The organism is Chryseobacterium sp. OV279 (assembly GCF_900128945.1).
GTDB lineage: Bacteria > Bacteroidota > Bacteroidia > Flavobacteriales > Weeksellaceae > Chryseobacterium.
Window position 1 is genome coordinate 1 of record NZ_FQUD01000006.1, and the last position, 19,703, is coordinate 19,703.

General features: G+C 36.8%; 16 protein-coding genes. All 16 read right to left on the reverse strand.

The genetic code is table 11. The features are described from left to right. Positions 1 to 462 precede the first annotated feature (462 nt). Positions 463 to 1,146, reverse strand: a complete 684-nt coding sequence (locus BUA72_RS22690; protein WP_072925442.1) for a hypothetical protein — start codon at positions 1,144 to 1,146, stop codon at positions 463 to 465. A gap of 2 nt (positions 1,147 to 1,148) precedes the next feature. Next, positions 1,149 to 2,036: a dTDP-4-dehydrorhamnose reductase gene (gene rfbD / locus BUA72_RS22695; RefSeq protein ID WP_262484422.1), complete on the reverse strand. Its 888-nt coding sequence runs from the start codon at positions 2,034 to 2,036 to the stop codon at positions 1,149 to 1,151. 64 nt (positions 2,037 to 2,100) lie between these two features. Next, positions 2,101 to 2,586 carry an acyl-CoA thioesterase gene (locus tag BUA72_RS22700; RefSeq protein ID WP_047452609.1) on the reverse strand — a complete coding sequence of 162 codons (486 nt, stop codon included), beginning with the start codon at positions 2,584 to 2,586 and terminating at the stop codon, positions 2,101 to 2,103. 63 nt (positions 2,587 to 2,649) lie between these two features. Continuing rightward, positions 2,650 to 3,153, reverse strand: a complete 504-nt coding sequence (locus tag BUA72_RS22705; protein WP_047452611.1) for an OmpH/Skp family outer membrane protein — start codon at positions 3,151 to 3,153, stop codon at positions 2,650 to 2,652. A 63-nt stretch (positions 3,154 to 3,216) separates the two neighbouring features. Further along, entirely contained in the window at positions 3,217 to 3,768 is a 552-nt protein-coding gene (locus tag BUA72_RS22710; protein ID WP_047452614.1) for an OmpH/Skp family outer membrane protein, read from the reverse strand. Positions 3,769 to 3,777: 9 nt separating this feature from the next. Beyond that, positions 3,778 to 6,315 carry an outer membrane protein assembly factor BamA gene (gene bamA / locus BUA72_RS22715; RefSeq protein WP_047452618.1) on the reverse strand — a complete coding sequence of 846 codons (2,538 nt, stop codon included), beginning with the start codon at positions 6,313 to 6,315 and terminating at the stop codon, positions 3,778 to 3,780. Between the two features lie 27 nt (positions 6,316 to 6,342). Beyond that, positions 6,343 to 7,092, reverse strand: a complete 750-nt coding sequence (locus BUA72_RS22720) for an isoprenyl transferase (protein ID WP_047452620.1) — start codon at positions 7,090 to 7,092, stop codon at positions 6,343 to 6,345. 5 nt (positions 7,093 to 7,097) lie between these two features. Then, the gene (locus BUA72_RS22725) at positions 7,098 to 7,988 is read right to left on the reverse strand and encodes a type IX secretion system protein PorG (protein WP_034727024.1); all 891 of its coding nucleotides are present in this window, start codon (positions 7,986 to 7,988) and stop codon (positions 7,098 to 7,100) included. A 213-nt stretch (positions 7,989 to 8,201) separates the two neighbouring features. Beyond that, a complete protein-coding gene (locus BUA72_RS22730; RefSeq protein WP_047452622.1) occupies positions 8,202 to 10,706 on the reverse strand; it encodes an exopolysaccharide transport family protein in 2,505 nt (834 codons plus the stop codon). 2 nt (positions 10,707 to 10,708) lie between these two features. Then, complete coding sequence (locus BUA72_RS22735; protein ID WP_047452624.1) at positions 10,709 to 11,560, reverse strand: polysaccharide biosynthesis/export family protein; 852 nt, start codon at positions 11,558 to 11,560, stop codon at positions 10,709 to 10,711. A 26-nt stretch (positions 11,561 to 11,586) separates the two neighbouring features. Then, the gene (locus BUA72_RS22740) at positions 11,587 to 12,714 is read right to left on the reverse strand and encodes a glycosyltransferase family 4 protein (protein ID WP_047452625.1); all 1,128 of its coding nucleotides are present in this window, start codon (positions 12,712 to 12,714) and stop codon (positions 11,587 to 11,589) included. A 116-nt stretch (positions 12,715 to 12,830) separates the two neighbouring features. Beyond that, a complete protein-coding gene (locus tag BUA72_RS22745; protein ID WP_072925447.1) occupies positions 12,831 to 13,817 on the reverse strand; it encodes a glycosyltransferase family 2 protein in 987 nt (328 codons plus the stop codon). Further along, positions 13,814 to 14,590 (reverse strand): SGNH/GDSL hydrolase family protein, encoded by a 777-nt coding sequence (locus BUA72_RS22750; protein ID WP_072925448.1) that lies wholly within the window; start codon positions 14,588 to 14,590, stop codon positions 13,814 to 13,816. Before BUA72_RS22750 ends, BUA72_RS22745 begins: the two co-directional genes overlap by 4 nt. 11 nt (positions 14,591 to 14,601) lie before the next feature. Beyond that, a complete protein-coding gene (locus BUA72_RS22755; protein ID WP_051891229.1) occupies positions 14,602 to 15,669 on the reverse strand; it encodes a formimidoylglutamase in 1,068 nt (355 codons plus the stop codon). Positions 15,670 to 15,828: 159 nt separating this feature from the next. Beyond that, positions 15,829 to 18,387: a type I DNA topoisomerase gene (gene topA, locus BUA72_RS22760; RefSeq protein ID WP_047452631.1), complete on the reverse strand. Its 2,559-nt coding sequence runs from the start codon at positions 18,385 to 18,387 to the stop codon at positions 15,829 to 15,831. Between the two features lie 54 nt (positions 18,388 to 18,441). Continuing rightward, positions 18,442 to 19,590: a hypothetical protein gene (locus tag BUA72_RS22765; RefSeq protein WP_072925450.1), complete on the reverse strand. Its 1,149-nt coding sequence runs from the start codon at positions 19,588 to 19,590 to the stop codon at positions 18,442 to 18,444. Between the last annotated feature and the right edge of the window lie 113 nt (positions 19,591 to 19,703).

Below are 19,703 nucleotides of genomic sequence, written 5' to 3' on the forward strand. Positions count from 1 at the left end.
GAAGCTTTTCTGTCGTTCTGTTCCTTATTTGCGGTTGCAAAAGTAATTATTTATTTTTAATTGACCAAATGTTTCAGAGGAAAATTTTAAAGTTTTTTAAGTAACCTTAACCCCTCCTAAACCTCAATCCTTACTCGCTTCTGCTCCCCGTTTAACCGGACTGCAAAGATACAAACTTTTTTAACTCTCGCAACTTTTATTTCTAAAAATTTTAAGAAGTTTTTCGTCTGTCTCTTAAAGCTCGTTTTAAATAGTTATGCTTATCTAAAAGCTCTTCTGTGCTACTGTATAACTCTCGTTTTTCAGTGGGGCAAAGATAACAACTTATTAATACGCAAAACAAGTTTATTTAACATAAAATTCATGAACAGGCCTTATAAATCCATAAGACACTGGGAAGCAGAGAGAAAAATTTTAAACTAATGTTTGATTTTCAGGCTTGCCTTTTCTAGAATAGTGATTTTACCTTTTTGAACGTTCATAGATCAGGCTCAAAAACTCGGCATAGGACTTTTCTAAGCCTATAATATCTCCGGATTTTAGATTTAAACCGCCGGTTCCGGAGGTGTCGGATTTTATTTTTGCTGAAGAAGCCTGGAAATAGAGGTTTTCATCGGCTGTCTTGGGTTGAACCTTAATAGTAGACCCTAAAAGTTTCTTTGTTGAAATGGTGTAGACCTCTTCGGGAATAATATCCAAGGTAAGATACGACCTTGGGGTCAATATATAATCTTTCTTATTGATGTTAATCTTCTGATCTCTGTCTGAGGAAGCAAAAACATACAACATTCCTTTCTTTACCTTCAATTCTTCTTTGGGAGTATAGTATAAAGCAATTTTATAATTTGCCGGATTGAGGGGCTGCAGAGTTCCATCTATGTTTTCAAAAGGTTTAAATGAAAATGTATTGGCTCCGATTTCTTTTGCCTTCTTATATATTAACGAAAAAATAGCAGCGTCATCATTTGAGAATCCCTGAACTTCTATTTCTCCCAAATATTCGGCACCGACTGTAGATTCTGTTTTTTGATACAGGAATTTATCTGTGTTATCGTTTGTTTTTGCCACTTTTGAAAGGTATACATTCTGGGCAGAGCACAGATGGACACAGAATATGGAAATGGCAACTGCAAGATTCTTGATCATAATTATTGTTGTGTTAGTATTCTGACAGATTCTTCAAGACTGTTTTCCCAATGTTTGGGTTCAATCTTATATATCTCTTCTATTTTATCTAAAGACATGGTGCTTCTGGCCGGTCTTTTTGCAGGAGTAGGATACTGTTCTGTCGTCAGCGGGTTTAACTGTATTGAAGAGTTTGAAAATTCTGCAATCTTTTTTGCAAACTCAAACCATGTTGTTTCCGGATAGTTTGAAAAATGAAAAACACCAAAGCTCTTGTTTGGATTCTGAACGATGTCCATGATTGCTTCTGCAAGGTCATTGGCATTGGTAGGCTGTCCGAACTGATCGGCAACAATTCCAAGCTCGTCTTTCTGAGAAAAGAGGTTCAGCATGGTTTTAACAAAATTCTTATTGAACTCTGAGTACAACCAAGAGGTTCTCAAAACTATGGTTCTTGGGTTAATCTCCAAAGCCAGTTCTTCACCTTTTCTTTTTGATTCCCCGTATATTCCCGTCGGGCTGGTAAAATCATCTTCTGAGTATGGAAGATTTGTATCTCCATCAAAAACATAATCGGTGGAGATGTGGATCAGGATACTTTTATGATCAGCACAAGCCTGAGCCAGATACCCAACTCCGTCTGCATTGACTGCAAAAGCCTTATCAATTTCTTTTTCGGCTAAATCAACTGCTGTATATGCAGAAGCATTGATACAGTAGTCCGGCTTGTTGTCATAAAAAAAACTACTGACCTGATCTTCGTCTGTAATATCTAAAGTCTGTGAATCTGTAAATATGAACTCATAAGAGTTTTCAAAATCAGGGGCAATTTTTCTGATACAGTTACCCAACTGTCCATTGCTTCCTAATACGGCTATTTTTTTCATCTGTAATTTTATTATTTTACTTATCAAATGTACTGTTAAAAGAAAATATTCACTTTATACTGCGTAATTATTTTCCTTTATCATGTGATCACGAATTTCTTGCGTTCTGAGATCTTAAAAACTTCACTCTCGGCTGGAAATCTTTCTGTTCAAGGTCTACATAGAATTTATGGAACGTTTCTTTTATATCTTCCGGATGAATTTCGGATTTTCTTGTTTTGATATTGAAATAGATCACGGTAACCCACAGTACGGCGTGAACCGTTTTTTCGTCAAGGCTTTTCATTAAAATTTCCACCTTAGCCGTTCTATCCTGTATTTCGATGGTTTTGCTGCTGATCACAACCTGCGTATTGTATCTTACTTCTTTCAGATAAGCGATCTCATTTTGAATGGCGATCCATGTACACCCTGTTTTCTTGGTGTATTCTTCATAGGTAAATCCATAAAATGTTTCTACATGATCTTCTCTGGCATTGAACATATAATCCAGATATTTTACATTATTCAAATGTCCTATCGGATCACAATCGCTGAACCTAACTTTTACGGTTGTTGATACTTCTTTTTCCATAGCGCAAAAATAAAAAAACCACCTCTAAAAGAGGCGGTTAATTTATAAAACTTTGTTAATTTATTAGTTGATCCCTAATTCTTTCTTAACAGCAGCTGTAGCATCAGCTCCAGATCTGTAAACAAATGCCGGAGAATTTGCATCCATGATGAATTCGTATCCGTTAGCTTTAGCTACTTTCTCGATAGCATCATTTAATTTTTTCTCAATCGGTCCGAAAACAACATCTTTCTTAGCTTCTAAATCTTTTCCAGCTTTTTCCTGCATCTGTCCGATTTCTTCCTGAAGCTTCTGTAATTCTGCTTCTCTTGCTTTGTTCTCGTCAGCTGTTTTCTTAGGAGCTTCGTCCGTATACTGCTTTAATTTAGCCTGACCTGCATCTGCTTTTTTCTTGATCTCAGATTGTTTTGTATCTAAGAAAGTTTTTATATCAGCATCAGCTTTCTTTTTTTCCGGCATTGCATTAAGCACTCCCATTACATCTACAGTAGCAAATTTCTGAGCTTTTGCCATACTTACCGACACAACCATTATTACCGCGGCAAATAATACACTTAATTTTTTCATAATTGGTAAAATAAATAATTTAATTTGTTTTTAGATTGTAAATTTAAGCAAAAGTTAATTGATTTACTTTTTGCTTTTAGATTTTTCTTTTTTATCAGATGTGGATCCTTTTAATAAGATCGTCAAGACTTTTTCTGTATAATCATATCTTGGAAGAAGGAAAAGCACATTGTTATCGGTTTTATCAAGAACCGTGCCCAATCCGTTTTTCTCAGCCATAGTTTTAATAGCGTTCCAGATCTCGTCCTGGAAAGGTACTACAAGATTTGTTCTCAGTTTTGTAATCTCTCCGTTAGCTCCAAAACGCAAACTGGTTGTCGTTTTGACGTTCTTTTCAAGATCCATTACTTCTTTTTCTCTAAGCTTCAGCTGGTCTCCTATCAACAATACTTTCTCACTTTCAAATGCCGCTTTTTTTCTTTCGTACTCAGACTGCAGATTCTGAAGTTCAGACTGCCAGGTATCGATCTGGGAATTTAATCTTGCTTCAGCTTCTTTGTATTGTGGCATCTTGTCTAAAATATAGCCTGTGTCTACCACTCCAACTTTCTGGGCGTTTGAAAACCCGAAAAGAAGGAATAATACAAATGTGAAAATGATTTTAAAGTTCTTCATATCTATGAATTATAATGATTGGTTCATTAAGAAGTGAGGAATCATTTTAGATTGTTTTTGTCCGGAAATCGTCTTATCAAATCCATAAGCAAAGTCAAATCCGATCAAACCAAAAGCTCCCATATAAACTCTTACCCCAATACCTACTGATCTTTTCAATTCAAATGGGTTATACGTTCCCCAGCTGTTCCATACGTTACCTCCTTCAGCGAATGTAAGTGCATAGATCTTAGCGGTTTGGTTCATTGAGATCGGGTATCTTAGTTCTAACGTAAATCTGTTATAGATTGTACCTCCTCCTTTTGGTGTAATATCATCTGGTTCTCCTCCGTAAGTGGAAGCATTTTCATATCCTCTTAAAGGAATCAATTCACGGCCGTCATATCTACCACCAAATAAACCTGTCCCTCCTACATAGAATCTTTCGAATGGCGGAGCACCCAGTTTTTTGTTATATCCATCCATGAATCCCATTTCAGCGGAAGATCTTAATACCAGTTTTCCAGCGATCTCGTTATAGATATCAGCTTTGAACTTGATTTTATAGAATTCCATCCACTTGTATTTATCCACCGGTGACATTGTAGAATAGTCTTTATTACTAAACAATGAGTAAGGGGCAGTCATTTTCGCGGAAAGTTCAATATTTGAACCCATTGTCGGGAAAATAGGGTCAAGACCTGCAGAGTTTCTGCTTAAACCTAAGTTAAGACTTAAGTTATTCGCATCACCGTAATATTCCGTAGTATCTCCAAACTGGAAAGGATAGTTACTGAATTTATAATTCTGAAACTGAATACCTGTGTATAGTGAGAAGTAATCATCCGGCCAGTTTAATAGTCTGTTCAGACCTACTGATGCGGAGAAAATATTAAGTTTCTGGGCACTACCAGTAGCATCACTATATTTTACTCTGGATGTATTTAAACTTACCGAAAGCGCTGTCGGTTTTGTTCCGAACAACCAAGGTTCAGTAAAGGAAACTCCGTAGTTTTGGAAATACTGTCCTGCCTGTGCCTGGATAGACAAGGTCTGACCGTCTCCCTGAGGTACCGGCTTAAAGTCTTTAAACTTAAGGAAGTTTTTCAGAGAGAAGTTGTTGAACGTAAGTCCTAATGTTCCGATAAAGCTGTTACCACCGTAACCTGCCTGTAGCTGAACCTGAGAAGAACCTTTTTCAACTAATTTCCAGTTGATATCTACCGTATTATCCTGTTGGTTTGGCTGAATATCCTGACCTACCTGCTGTGGATCAAAGAACGTCATTCCTGCAAGATCAAAGTAAGTTCTCTTAATCTCTGTCTTTTTGAAAAGCTCTCCCGGTTTTGTTCTTAGAGCTCTAAGTACCACGTGGTCATGGGTCGTTGTATTCCCCTGCCATGTTACTTTATTCCAGGTTGCCTGCTCTCCCTCAGTAATTCTGATTTCAAGATTTACAGCATCTCCTGATACCGATTTTTCTACTGGTGTAACACTGGAGAAAAGGTAACCGTTATTCATGTACACAGATTTGATATCTGAGTCATCTTCTTTACCTCCGTCTTCTCCTACTTTTTTGTTGAAACCTACAGCATCGTAGATATCTCCTTTTTTATATCCTAAAAGTCTTTGTAAATGCTCTGTAGCGTAAACTGTATTTCCGGTGAATGTAATATCCCCGATATAATATTTTTTACCTTCTTTAAGCTTTACATTGATCTCGTAATTGTTTCTTTTGTTTCTCCATACAGAATCTGAAACGATAGTAGCATCTCTGTATCCTAAAGAGTTATAATAGCTTACAAGGCTCTGCTTGTCTTCTTGGTATTTTTCTTCAATAAATTTTGAAGATTTCAGGATACCACCAATACTAAATCTTCTTTGTTTGGTTTCTTTGAAAGCTTTATTTCTAAGCTTAGCATCAGTAACGCTTTGATTTCCTTCAAATTCGATATGGTCGATTTTTATTCTCTTGCCCTTATCTACGTTGATGGTCCAGTCTACCATAGACGGATCGTTTGCGTTTACTTTATCCTGAATGGTAATTTTAGCATCAGCAAAACCTTTTTTCACGTAATCTTTAGGGACTTTCGTCTTAAGGCCGGAGATCAGGTTTTGAGTGATCTTTGTTCCAGGCTTCAGATTGTTGTCTTTGATCAGTTTTTCGTTTTTAGATTTACCAATCCCTTTACCTGCGAATTTTACTTCACCAAGTTCTTTAAGGTCTTGCAGGTAGAATCTTAAAATTATGGTTTCCCCTTCAATACTCTGCACATACACTTCAACTTCCGAAAAAGACTGGGTATCCCAAAGCTTTTTAACAGCGTTGCTGATTTTCTGTCCTGGAATATCTACAACTTCGCCTTTTGTTAAGCCTGTAAATCGTAAGATCTGAGCCGGCGTGTATTTTTTTACCCCATCTACAACAATGTCTTTAAGCGTGTAAGTTCCTGTGCCATTTTCTGCATGTACAGCATTATTTACTTTAGTGCTGTCCTGAGGAGTCACTTGTCCATAAAAATGCGCAGAAGCAGCAAACATTATGATGGGTAATAGTCTAAACTTCATTTTATCGAGTCTTTCTTTTCTTTAAATTTATTGGGCTTTTATCTGATCGCCGGTTAATCCGTATCTTCTTTCTTTGTTTTGATAATCAACAATACACTGGAAGAAAATATCTTTTGTGAAATCGGGCCATAGGACATTTAAAAACTGTAGTTCCGCATAAGCAATCTGCCAGAGGAGGAAGTTACTTATTCTTATTTCTCCGCTGGTTCTTATCAACAGGTCTACAGGAGGAAAGTCTTTTGTATAAAGGTAGCTTTCGAATAATTTTTCATCAATATTCTCAACATCCACTTTTCCTTCCTTCACATCAGAACTGATGTTTTTCACGGCTTCCAGTATTTCGTTCTGTGAGCCGTAGCTTATGGCAAGCACTAAGTTACCTTTTGTGTTTTCTTTTGTAAGCTCTACTACACGTTCCAGCTGTTCTCTCACCAGGAGAGGAAGCTTTGCCAGATTCCCTATAACATGCATTCTGAGACCTTTGCTAAAGATTTCTTCAGCTTCCAGCAATAAAGTTTCCACCAGCAGATTCATCAGTGTACTTACTTCATCTGCAGGACGGCTCCAGTTTTCAGAAGAAAATGTATACAGTGTTAAATAAGGTATATCAATCTCATTACAGGCATTAATGGCATTTCTTACTGCATTAATGGCATTCTTGTGACCGAAGGTTCTGTCTTCGCCACGAGTTTTTGCCCATCTTCCATTGCCATCCATAATGATGGCGACGTGTTTCGGTAAATTCTCAGAATTTATTTTATCTTTAATCAACGACATATTAGTTAATCACAATAGCACGGAGGTCTTCCGAATGAATAGGTAAGTCCTAAACTAAAAGTATTCATCCAGTCCTTAGACCTTTCGTCACCTATATTTCTTTTGTTAATAAGTTCTTGCTCTCTTTCTTTAGAGACTGCATAATAGTTTCCAGACTGCAATAACGAAGCTCCTGTAGCAGGATCCAAAATATCCGCATTAAAGCTGGATGTTACATCTTTTGGCATTAATCTGCTATGGTCAAGCTGATCCGTCATTGTATATCTGAATGTAGCTTCTGCAAATATAGCCCAATTATGATTGAACTTATACTTTAAACCTACTCCAAAAGGAATATGCATCGTTACTTTTTTTCCTAATGTATATACCGGAGTACTTTTAAAATCCAGTTCATTAAGAGGAGCCTGTGCTACTCCGTCTGCATCTCTTCTGAAGTCGTTCACAAGATCTGCTTTGGGAGCATCAAACATCAAAGCACCGATACCTCCGAAGATGTATGGGCTTACCATGCTTACCTGCTCATTATTAACAGGGAAAAGATTGTATTCGAACATTAAACTGGCTTCGTATACATTATTTTTTCCGTAAGAGTTTCTGTTCACTCTGTATTCTTCTTTCGCAGCTTTATCGCTGAACTGGATCTGGTTGTAGCCAAGGTCCAATCTCACGGTCTGATGCGGGTTAAAATTAAATCTATATAATAAACCTCCATAAAATGGGAATCCCCATTCTGACATCCTGTCTAAATCCAACGGCTTTTGTAAAATGTAATTGGTCCTTCCTACGTCCCCAACTAGGTTACTCATCCCTAGACGAACTCCCAATTCGTTTCTTTGTGCTTTAACACTTACCATTCCAAGGAACGCAAGAAAGCTAAACAATAATTTTTTATTCATAAAAGAATATGGATTTATGGTTATTTTAAAATTTAATTTTTGCAAATATAAAACATTTTTATATTAATGATATTCTTAATGTATAGTTAAAAATAAACAAAAAAACATAATTTGTTATAAAGTAAACGGCAAAGTGCCAAAAATATTCTTTTTTCCTTAGATTCCAAATACTGATAGTATAAAAAAACCCCCATTTGCTGAGGGTTTAAAACGCTATTTTTTATTAAATATTGTTTGTACCTTATTTCGTATTTTTATCAGTAATGGTTCTTTATAATTTTTGTCTTCATCAAAATAGCCATATCCGTACCCATAACCATATCCGTAACCATATCCATAGCCATATCCCTGCTTCGTATTGTAATCATTATATATAAGTCCGAAATGATCAATCTCTCCATTGTGGTACTTTTCAGTGATCATTTTCAGCATATATTTTTCTGTATATTCATGACGTACCACATAAATATTAGCATCAGAATGCTTCATCAGTTCATAAGAGTCTGCTACCAGTCCTACCGGCGGCGAATCAATGATAATGAAATCATATTTCTCTTTCAATTCTTCAATAAATCTGATATTCCTTTCACTCATTAAGAGTTCAGAAGGGTTTGGAGGAATCGGTCCAGAAGTCGCAACATCCAGATTCGGAATTTTCGTCTTGTTGATGATCTGATCTATTCCCACTTCTCCCGTAAGATAATTTGAGATCCCGTATTTGTTATCGATCTTAAAATCTCCAAAAATCTTTGGTTTTCTAAGGTCCATCCCAAGAAGGATTGTTTTTTTATCACTCAAACCTATTACTGAAGCCAGGTTGATGGAAACATAGGTCTTCCCTTCTCCACCGATGGACGATGTTATCAGAATAGTCTTTCCTTTACCATCTTCCTTATTATTCTCCATCAGGAATCTAATATTAGCACGAATTCCTCTAAATGCTTCTGATACTGACGATTTAGGCTGCTCAAGAACAGTCAGCATATTTTCGTTGCTGTTGTTTCCAATCACACCCAGAAGTGGGATTTTAGTTGCGCTCAGCAGTTCTTTAATATTTCTGATCTTGTTGTCCAGAACTTCTGCTATCAGGATAAATAATAACGGAAGTAGCATTAATCCAGCAATAATTCCAAACTTGATTGCTTTTACGTTGGGACCTATCGCACCTTGCCCAAGATTTTTGGCAGGGTCAATTACGGTAATATCAGACTGATTGGTCGCCACTTTCATCTGCGCTTCATTCTGTCTGGATAAAAGGCTGTTGTAGGTAGCTTCTATCATATTATACCCTCTCTCTGCATCCAGATACTTTCTTTCTTTCTCGGGATAGGAGGTCAGATCGGAATTGGCATCCGCTACCTGACGCTCGATCTTATTGATCTCATCATAATATTTCGTATAATAATTTCTCAAAGTTCCGGATGAGCCGGATCTTGCTTCATCAATAAGTCTGTTGATTTCTTTGATAGGCTCAGAGTTTGGCCTGTAAATAGAAGCCATTTCTCTTTTCTTCGCGTACAGGGCTTTAAGCTCTGTAACGGTAGCAGAGAAGAAACCATCTTCAAAACCGGCAGCATTGGTGCTGATCATCTTATCGAAATCCTGTGACTGAAGAGTAGTTCTGATATTATTCAGTGAACTGATTTTACTTACAATATCAGCTTTTTTCGCTTCAAGATCTTTTATTCTGTCCAAAGATTTCTCGTCTCTGTCCTTAATATTATACAGCTTTTCCGAAGTTTTTAAATAATTCAGGACTGCCGCACTTGAATCCAGTTTTTTACGGATGTTATCTATATTGGCCTGCAGATAAACATCTGTATTTTTATTAACAATATTTTTGTCAGCCAATCTTTTCTTTTGAAGCTCGGTTACTGATTTATTCAGGAAGTTAACGGTACTGTTAAGATTGAATCCTTTTTTATTAATAATCATGATCGTACCGATTTCTTTGTCAAACTCTACTGCTATTGTGGAAACAATATCATTAACACTCTGATTCACAGAATTAAGTGTTACGATAATATTGTCAACCTTTATTTTTGGAGTTTCTGTACTTTTAAGCAATCTGAATCTAAGGTTCGGAGAATTATACCATTCATTGATCTTGATGATCTTGTTGGCAGGTCTGCTATATCCATTTATAGACTGAAATCCTTCTGATTCATAACTGTATAAATTGGTAGACTGTCCTTCTTCAGGAAGAACCACTTCATAAGAATCATGTCCTTTTGGAATCAAAGTCACAGGATAATTGATCTGCTGAAGGTGTTTTTTATCGATCTGCATAAAAACCGGTGAATCCGTTTTATCAATATATGTAGATTTGATCATCCCTTTCGTGGAATAATTCACAAAAAGATCCAGTTCCTTTACCAAAAACTCGTTATGAGATCTGGATAGAAGCATTTTTTTCAGATAAATCCCGTCCTGATTTCCACTCGACCCCCAGATAAAGTTGATAGACTGGTTAGGCGTAAAATAACTGGAGGTATTATTGGATATACTTAAAGAAAGGTTAGAAGCATAAATGTTCTGTGCGTAGTATTTACTGTATACCCACGAAATGGCATAGCCTATAAACAGCATAAATACAAACCAGTACCAGTTTTTGAGTATTCTTCTCAGGAAATGTTCAATATCAAATAATGCAAACGATCCGTACTTTTCCTTCTGGGGTTCGTTTTTCCCTACTTTGGTGTCTCTTTCTGGAATCATGGTTAAAGATTTTTAAGAAGCAGGTAAATTGATAATGCTGTTGTAATCACAGATACTCCGGTGGTTAAAGTCTGTACAGGATCTTTTCCAAATCCGTTCAAGCTTTTCCCTCTCGTGTTCAGATAAATCTCATCTCCATTTTGTACGTAGTAGAAAGGAGAATTCATGATATCTTCACGGGTAAGATCTATTCTTGCCTTTTTGATTCCTTCCGGAAGTTTTCTGTGGATAACGATATTTTTACGGTCAATGGTTCGGTTCAAACCTCCGTTAATAGCTAATGCTTCGGTGATCGTCAATGTATTTTTATGTACTACTTTTTCACCTGAAAGACCGGTAGTTTCCACATCTCCCAAAATATAATAGGTAATTCCGTTGGTATTCAGTCTTACTTCCGCTTTTCCTTCCTGGAAGTTTTGGTTTACTTTTTCCTGAAGTTCCTGGCTGATATCTTCTACCGTTCGGCCTTCGGCCTTTACATATCCGATACCGAAAACATTGATATCTCCTTTGGAATCTACCTTCAGTCCATTAAAATAAAAGTTGATGTTGCCACCCATAGCAGAACCGCCTGTTGTTCCTAATGCTGTAGGGTTGGCAGCGCCTCCTACACCTCCTGATGTATTCAGAGATGAATAAAATTGAGCCGCATCTCCCTTAGGAGTGGTCACAATGTTAAGATTAAGGATGTCGTTTTTTGTAATTCGATAAGTGGGAATGTTGTAGGGAACCAATCCTTCTTCATTAATGACCAGGCTTTCACTTGGCTGCATATACCTTACATCTTTTTTGGTGATGCAGGAAGTAATAAACAAGGGGAAAATTAAAAATAAATACTTTAAGTTCTTCATCATATTTGAATGTATTGCAAAAGTAAAAATTAAATTGATATTTTCTTATTATTTCGTAAACGATAAATCAAATCCGGTAGATAAGCACCAAAAAAACCTAATAAGACAATGATCAACAGTAAAAGATTGATATTAAGATGTCTCAGGTAGTAGGCTACCGTCACAATCATAAGATAATATATAATGATATAAAATGTGGAACGTCTATGGGTAAGATCCAGTTTCAGGAGCTTGTGATGGATGTGGTTTTTATCTGCATCAAACGGCGATTTCTTATTGCACAGCCTTACAATGATCACATTTAAAGTATCCACAATCGGCAATATAAGAATAGCTACTGCTACGGCTGGTGCCGACTGAAGATGGTATCTCGGAACATTAGGAAGTTCTTTATCAATAAAAATATCAATGAAACAGATGGATGTAAAAGCCAGCAGGAAACCAAGAAGCATAGATCCTGTATCTCCCATGAATATTTTACTGGTCCTGTAATTGGATAAATTATAGTAGAGGAATGCCAGTACGGTTCCTATGATAATCGCGGACAAAACAACCAACGGATAATTATACTCCCCTAATCTGTAATAGCTTATTCCGAACAGGGCGCTACAGATCACAGAATAGCCACCGGCAAGCCCGTCGATCCCGTCTATCAAATTGAATGCATTGATCAGAATAATAAAAGTAATGATGCTGAACAGCACACTTACAAAATAGCTCATCTCATAAATTCCGAAAATCCCGAATAAACTCCGGATTCTGATATCTGATCCTATCACAACAAGTGAAGACACAATAATCTGTGCCACAAGCTTCTTATAAGCGCGCATCACCACAATGTCGTCCATTACCCCGATATACAGAAGGATAATTAATGAAGCGAATAAGAATTTGTATAGGTCAAAAAGCTCATACGCAAAGATCGATGCGCTGATCCCGATGGAATAAAAGATGGCAATCCCGCCAAGATTGGGGATTTTTCTGAGATGGGAACTCCTTACTCCGGGTTCATCCATAAGATTCTTTCTTCTGGATATTTTAATGATGGTGGGTATGGAGAAAAAGGTAATTAAAAAAGCGAACAGAAAACCGAATCCTATTTTCACGTAAAAAATAGAAATTCCTGATTCGCTTAAGAACAATTCAAAATTCTTCATTTTTTTTTATCAAGCACATCATCCATGCCCTTCATAAAACTCATTAAAATCTTTTTTTAAAAGACTCTCTGTCAAAGTTTTAGTAATGACCGAAATAATTGCACTTATCATTTGTGTTATAACATTTTTCTTATCAGCTTCTTTTGTCCGGCAAAAAATAACAGATAAAAAATCTTTTTTTTCACCGGCAAAGATAAAAGATAATTCTTACCAAAACGACTATAGCTCAATATATCTTGAATATTTATTTTCCTTTCCTGCATAAAAACAGCCAGTTCATCAGCCATTGTATTGAAAGTTTCTTCGCTCTTCACAAATGCCACATAAGCCAGAAAAGAATATACACCCTCAAAGATCTGAAAATTTTTCAATTCTTTTCTTTTGTGGGAATATCCGGATTTTTCAAAGGCCGATTCCACATCTTTCACCGCTTTCAGAATGTCCAATCCTTTTTCAGTGTGGGTTTTTGTGATAGAATCTGTACGTTCCAGATACTGATAATGAAAATTCTGCGTCTGAGCCACCACTTCACACTCGAGAAGCAACTGCGGGATCAGCTGAATATCTTCAAAATGAACTCCTTTCTTAAATCTTTTATGGTCAAAAAGCTCTTTTTTAAACAGCTTATTGCATGCAAAATAACTCAAATCTGAAAATACAGAGAAATGATCTTCCAACACTATCTTTTCAGATAAATGAGGAATCTGAGTCAGTTTCTGGGTAATTTTCCCGTTCTGGTCCACTTTCTGGATATTACAGATCACCATTTTGGCATTATGTTTTTCTGCCAGCTGCATCATTTCTTCAAACATCGTCTCCGTCACGTAATCGTCACTATCCACGAAACCAATATATTTTCCTGATGCTTTTTCCAGTCCAAAATTCCGGGCATCGCTCAAACCTCCGTTTTCTTTGGTAAAAGCTTTTATTTTCTCCGGAAATTTCCGGGCATATTCCTCAATGATCAATCCGGAACCGTCTTTACTCCCATCATCAACCACAATAATCTCGATTTCCTGAAGACTTTGGTTAATCAGAGAATCCAGACATTTGGCCAGGTAATTTTCAACATTATATACGGGAACTATAATTGAAACCATCATTTTGCATCTGTTAAATTAATAATTCCTTTTGCTAAAAACTCACTGAATTTAAGGTATCCAAGCTTATTCAGATGCAAAGGATCTCCAAATAAATTCCGGTCTTTTTCATAATCTCTGGTCACTTCATCGAAATTTAAAACGACTACTTTCTGATCCAGTCCATTACGTTTTAAATCTTTCAGAAGTGCATTTCTGTAATCCTGTATTTTAAATGCTGTACCGTCGTTTAAGACCAGTTCAGCACCTTTGTTACTCAGTCCGCTTATGATATTTTTATTTTTAAAATCTTCCTCTACTCCAAATTCCGGCAGAGAAACCACCACCGGCTTGATGTTGTAATGAAGCAGTGTTTTAATGATCATCATCATGTGATGGGTATAAAAATCCGGTCCCACATGGGTGGCTGCATCATTTACGCCTGCGATAACGATACAGTAGTCCGGTTTTTTCTCAATCACTTTTTTGGAAGAAAATTCTTCACTATCTTCTTTAAAAAGGTTTTCATAGATCTTTTTGGTCTTCGCACCCGGATTTCCGGATGAATAGATCTCTGCATGAACGCCCTGATCAGACAATTTTCTGCTTAAAAGGGAGTCCAGGTTCTGCCTTACGACCCAGCTGTCACCAATAATACCGATCTGTAAACCATCTTCGGGTTTTGTACCGGACGAAAAATAATTTTCTTCCCCGGCATAAGCGTATTTATTCCAGAAATAAACGAAGCAGAAGGCTCCGGCTAACAGAACAATACTTAAAACAATCTTTTTTTTCATCTTGTGTATCCTTAAAAGGTCAGCCTGGGATTAAGCGTTCCTCTTTTTGCTTCTTCAAAATCTTTTTTGGAACATGGAATGCAGTTCTCAATATTCTCATCATCTCCAAAGTACCATAAATTACTGAATGTATCCCGTTTGAACGCATACTGATCATCATCTATCAAAACATAGAACAGTTCATAATGTCTTTCCCTTGGATGAGATCTCTGGATATTAATTCCTTCGATCAGATACCAGATCATCTGGGCCAGTAACTGGTGATTCAGCTGGTTTTCCGAATAAATATTATAATTAAAAATCCCGACAGATTTTAAATTTTCACTCAATCCTATTTCTTTCATGTAGGCACAGATCTCTCTTCTGTTCAATCCGTTGACCTGAGGATTCATAGAAAACGGTTCGCTGAAACTTTCAACCGCATCACAATTCAACGTTACCAGATCGGTTTTTCTGAAGAAAGGCTCTGTTTTTTCTGTGGAATTCATCATTTCGGCAAGACGGATGATGTCAAACTCCACTTCCTTGATCAGCCTGATGGAATCTGCTTCATTCAAATGCTTCTGATAGCCTAAGTGATGGTAATTTTTAATCGAGAAATTTTTAGACCCTAATATTTTGCCTAAAAAAGTATGTTCATTGATCTGCTCGCCCTGCTTTAGGGAAATAATATTGCTGATCTGAGTATAATTAATATTTTTCTTATGAAAATTCAGTGTAGAAAACAATGAAAAAGCAAAATCATTGGATCCTCCGATAATGACCGGAAGCGCTCTTTTGTAATGACATGCCGACAAAACCTCCTGTAGAATATAATGGGAATCCTGAACTGATTTTCCGGAAACCAGATCTCCAAGATCTACGACAGGAATTTCAAAATCCAGCTGTGAAAGTTTATAAAACTCTTTTCTTACCGCTGTAAAATCCTGTACTTCCGCATCGCCGCCTGCTCCTCTGTAATCCGAAACAAAGAGAAGCACAATGCTATCTTCTTTGATATCTTTCGTGATCCTGCTGCCTATCTGCCAGCTTTCTGTTTTGAAATTTCTTGGTGAAATGATAAAATCTTCAAAATCCATATTTTTAATCTGAAAACTTGAGAAAATGTTAGTTTATTAATTCCTTTACCGAACAAACATACAAAAAAACCACAGCAAGTTCATATGCTGTGGCGTATTTTGTTGATAAAAAAAGCCGTCAACACATATTGTTAACGGCTTTGTATACTTATTTTAATATTACTTCTTTTTGGCGGCTGGCTTTTTAGCAGCAGTTGTTTTCTTCGCTGCAGGTTTCTTGGCGGCCGGCTTCTTTTTCTCTACAAAAGCATTTTTATCCTGATCCGTAATCCATTTTTTCACCTCATCCAGAGACACGTCTTTCAGCTCTTCAGCTTCATATTTGGTGTCGTCTTTTTTCTTCGGAATTTTGAACATGGCTTTTCCGAATTTTACGAATGGGCCCCATCTTCCGTTTTCAATAGAAATTTTTTCTTTTTCCCATTGCTGGATGTATCGGTTGGCTTCTTTTTCAAGTTTTGCATCAATCAGTTCATTGATGTCATCCTGAGAAAGATTATCGAAATTGTATTTTTTAGGAACATTGATAAAAAGATCTTTGTACTTGATAAACGGTCCGAATCTTCCGGTTCCTTTCGTTACAGGATCTCCTTTGTAAGAAGCAATCGGTGCATCAGCTTTTTTCTTTTCGTTGATGATCTCTTCTGCACGCGCCTGGCTTACTGAAAGCGGATCTTCTCCTTTTGGAATGCTGATGAATGTTTCGCCCCACTTCACGTAAGGTCCGAATCTGCCCACTCCCACGGAAACAGGCTGCCCGTCAAATGCACTCAGTTCAAACGGCAATTTGAAAAGTTCCAATGCTTCAGCCAGAGAAATGGTAGCAATATTCTGACCTGTCATCAGGGAAGCAAAGATTGGTTTTTCCTCATCTTCCGTTTCTCCGATCTGGATCATCGCCCCAAATCTTCCGATTCTTGCATGAACATTTTTACCGGTCTTAGGATCTACTCCAAGAAGTCTGTCGCCATTCGCTCTGTCTGCATTTTCTTCTACATCTTCAATTCTCGGGTGGAATTTTGAGTAGAAAGTGGTCATCATTTCTTTCCACTTCTGGTCTCCGTTTGCAATTTCGTCAAAACTTTCTTCTACTCTTGCTGTAAATCCGTAGTCCAGAATTTCTTTGAAATTATCGGTCAGGAAGTCATTAACGACCTCACCGATATCTGTAGGGATGAATTTATTTTTGTCGCCCCCGAATTTTTCTTCAAGAACTTCTTTTTTGATCTTATCGTTGGTAAGAGACATTTTCACAACCTCACGAGTCTGAGGATCGATTTCTCTTTTGTCTACATATTCTCTGTTCTGAATGGTCTGAATCGTCGGTGCATAAGTAGACGGACGACCAATTCCCAATTCTTCCAGCTTTTTCACCAAACCTGCTTCCGTATATCTCGCGCTTGGTCTTGTGAATTTTTCCGAAGCGGTGATCTTTTTATAACTTAAAATTTCACCTACACTTACTTTAGGAAGTAATTTCTCGTTGTTGTCCTCATCATCATCTTCTGTCTTTACAATTCCGTAAGCTTTTAAGAAACCATCAAAAATGATCACCTCCCCTTGTGCTTCAAAATGCTGAGGCAGTGATGCATTTCCTATTTCGATCACCGTCTTCTCAATTTTAGCATTAGCCATCTGAGAAGCTAGTGTTCTTCTGTATATTAATTGGTATAATCTGTTCAGTTGGGCATCACCGATACTTTTTACAGCAAAATCAGTTGGACGGATCGCTTCGTGAGCTTCCTGTGCCGATGCAGATTTTGTGGTGTAATTTCTTGGTGAAGAATATTCAGCGCCGTATTCTGATGTGATTTGTTTTTTTGCGCCTTCGATCGCTTCCTGGGAAAGGTTTACGGAGTCCGTTCTCATATAGGTAATGTACCCTTCTTCATACAGTCTTTGGGCAAGACGCATGGTGTTGGTTACATTGTATCCTAATCTTGATGAAGCTTCCTGCTGTAATGTGGAAGTCGTGAACGGTGCAGATGCAGTACGTGTTCCCGGTCTTGTTTCAACATTCAGAACTTTAAATTCTGTCGTTTTTGCTTTTTCAAGGAATTTCTCTGCGTCTTCTTCTTTTTCGAAGTCTTTTTTAAGCTTGGCCGAAATTTCCTGCTCGGTTTTATTTAAGAAGATCCCGTCCAGTTTAAAGCTCGCTTTCGGAACAAACTCACGAATCTCTTTTTCTCTTTCTACGATTAATCTTACGGCTACAGACTGCACTCTACCCGCAGATAGACCCGGTTTTACTTTTTTCCAAAGTACCGGAGACATTTCAAAACCTACGATTCTGTCCAGAACTCTTCTTGCCTGCTGGGCATTCACAAGATTCTGATCAATATCTCTTGGGTTTTCAATGGCTTTTAGAATGGCATTTTTAGTAATCTCGTGGAAAACAATTCTTTTTCTGTTTTCAGGCTTTAATTTCAATTCGTCTGCAAGGTGCCATGCAATAGCTTCCCCTTCACGGTCCTCATCGGAAGCCAGCCATACCATCTCTGCTTTCTTTACTGCAGCCTTTAATTCTGTTACCAGTTTCTTTTTATCAGCCGAAACTTCGTAATCAGGACTGAAGGTGGCAAGGTCAATTCCCATTCCTTTTTTCGGAAGGTCACGGATGTGTCCGAAACTCGATTTCACTTCGAAATCCTTCCCTAAATATTTCTGAATAGTTTTTGCTTTTGCCGGGGACTCTACGATTACTAAATTTTTCGACATTCTAAAAAAATTTTTTGCAAAAGTAAAGCTTTTTTATTAGATAGTTTTTTGGAGTTACATTTTATTTAGCAATTCAAGGGGAACAACAAACACTCTGTAGAGAATTCCCTCAAATGTAAAACCTCTTCCCGACATCTCTACTCTGTACATTAATGAGAAAATAATAATGAACTGTGTCATATAAAAGCTTTTATTAATAACAATGGGTCTAAACATGTATGCACAAACGTTTTTCTCTAATAATAAACCAAAAAGTACGATCATAAGCATCATGTGAATATACATCCACCTTCCCCAGTCTATAGCCAGATAAAACAGTGGAAAAGAAAATAAGAACGCGCCAATTAATAAAATAGACACCACCTTTCGGTTGTTTAGATATTTTAAATAATACCCAATATGAAAAATACTTAAAACCAAACTTACCAAATACAACAGATATTCGTTAAGATGCTGTTTAATATAATCTCTTTCATTTATATTCCAATATAAAATTCCGTATTTAGGGTGAACTCCCCTTTTGGCAAGAATCTGTAAGGACATTCCTTCGTTGATATTCTTACCAAATTTTAAAATCAAAAGTGCAGGAATTCCAACCGAGAGGAAATATTTAATATATCTTTTAAATTCTCGCTCCCCGGTTTTCAGATATAATGCAATGGCAAAATAAGGAACATAAAACAAAACCACTTCATGAAAAAAAGTTGCTAAACTAAGTGTAGCACAGAAAATATATTCTTTATTTTTCGAAAGCTTTTCATTATCCAGAAGATATACAAACCATGTAAATAAAAGAAAAACTATAAATTCTTTTTTTCCTACATAACTCACTGTATTTAAAAGCCCTACAAATCCTATTGGGGAAAGCAGCAGTGACAGGTAAAGAAGGTCAGTGAATTTATAGCGGATGAGTTTAATGAACAGTAAAAAAAATCCTGAAATAATTGAAAACTGAGCAAAATACACAAGATAATTGAGTCTTAAATTCGTAAAATCCTGAAGCAAAAAGAAGAAACTTCCCGACAGGCCTCTTCTTTTAAAACCGCCATCCTGATAATTGATCAGCCAATCTGCAAGGATATATCCGTCGTCTTTAAGATTGTAATAATAAGTAAATAACAGGGTATAAGCAGCCGTAACTGCAACCATAAGATAAATAAAAATCTTGAGATTGAAATAGGGTACAATTTTTTCTAGCATCATTTGTGTGTTTAAAATTTGGGACAAAAAAAAGAGAAGCAAAACAGCTTTTGTTTGGATTCCATCATTTTATAGCGCCTAAAATATTGAAATTAAACCAATTAGCTTTTTGCCTC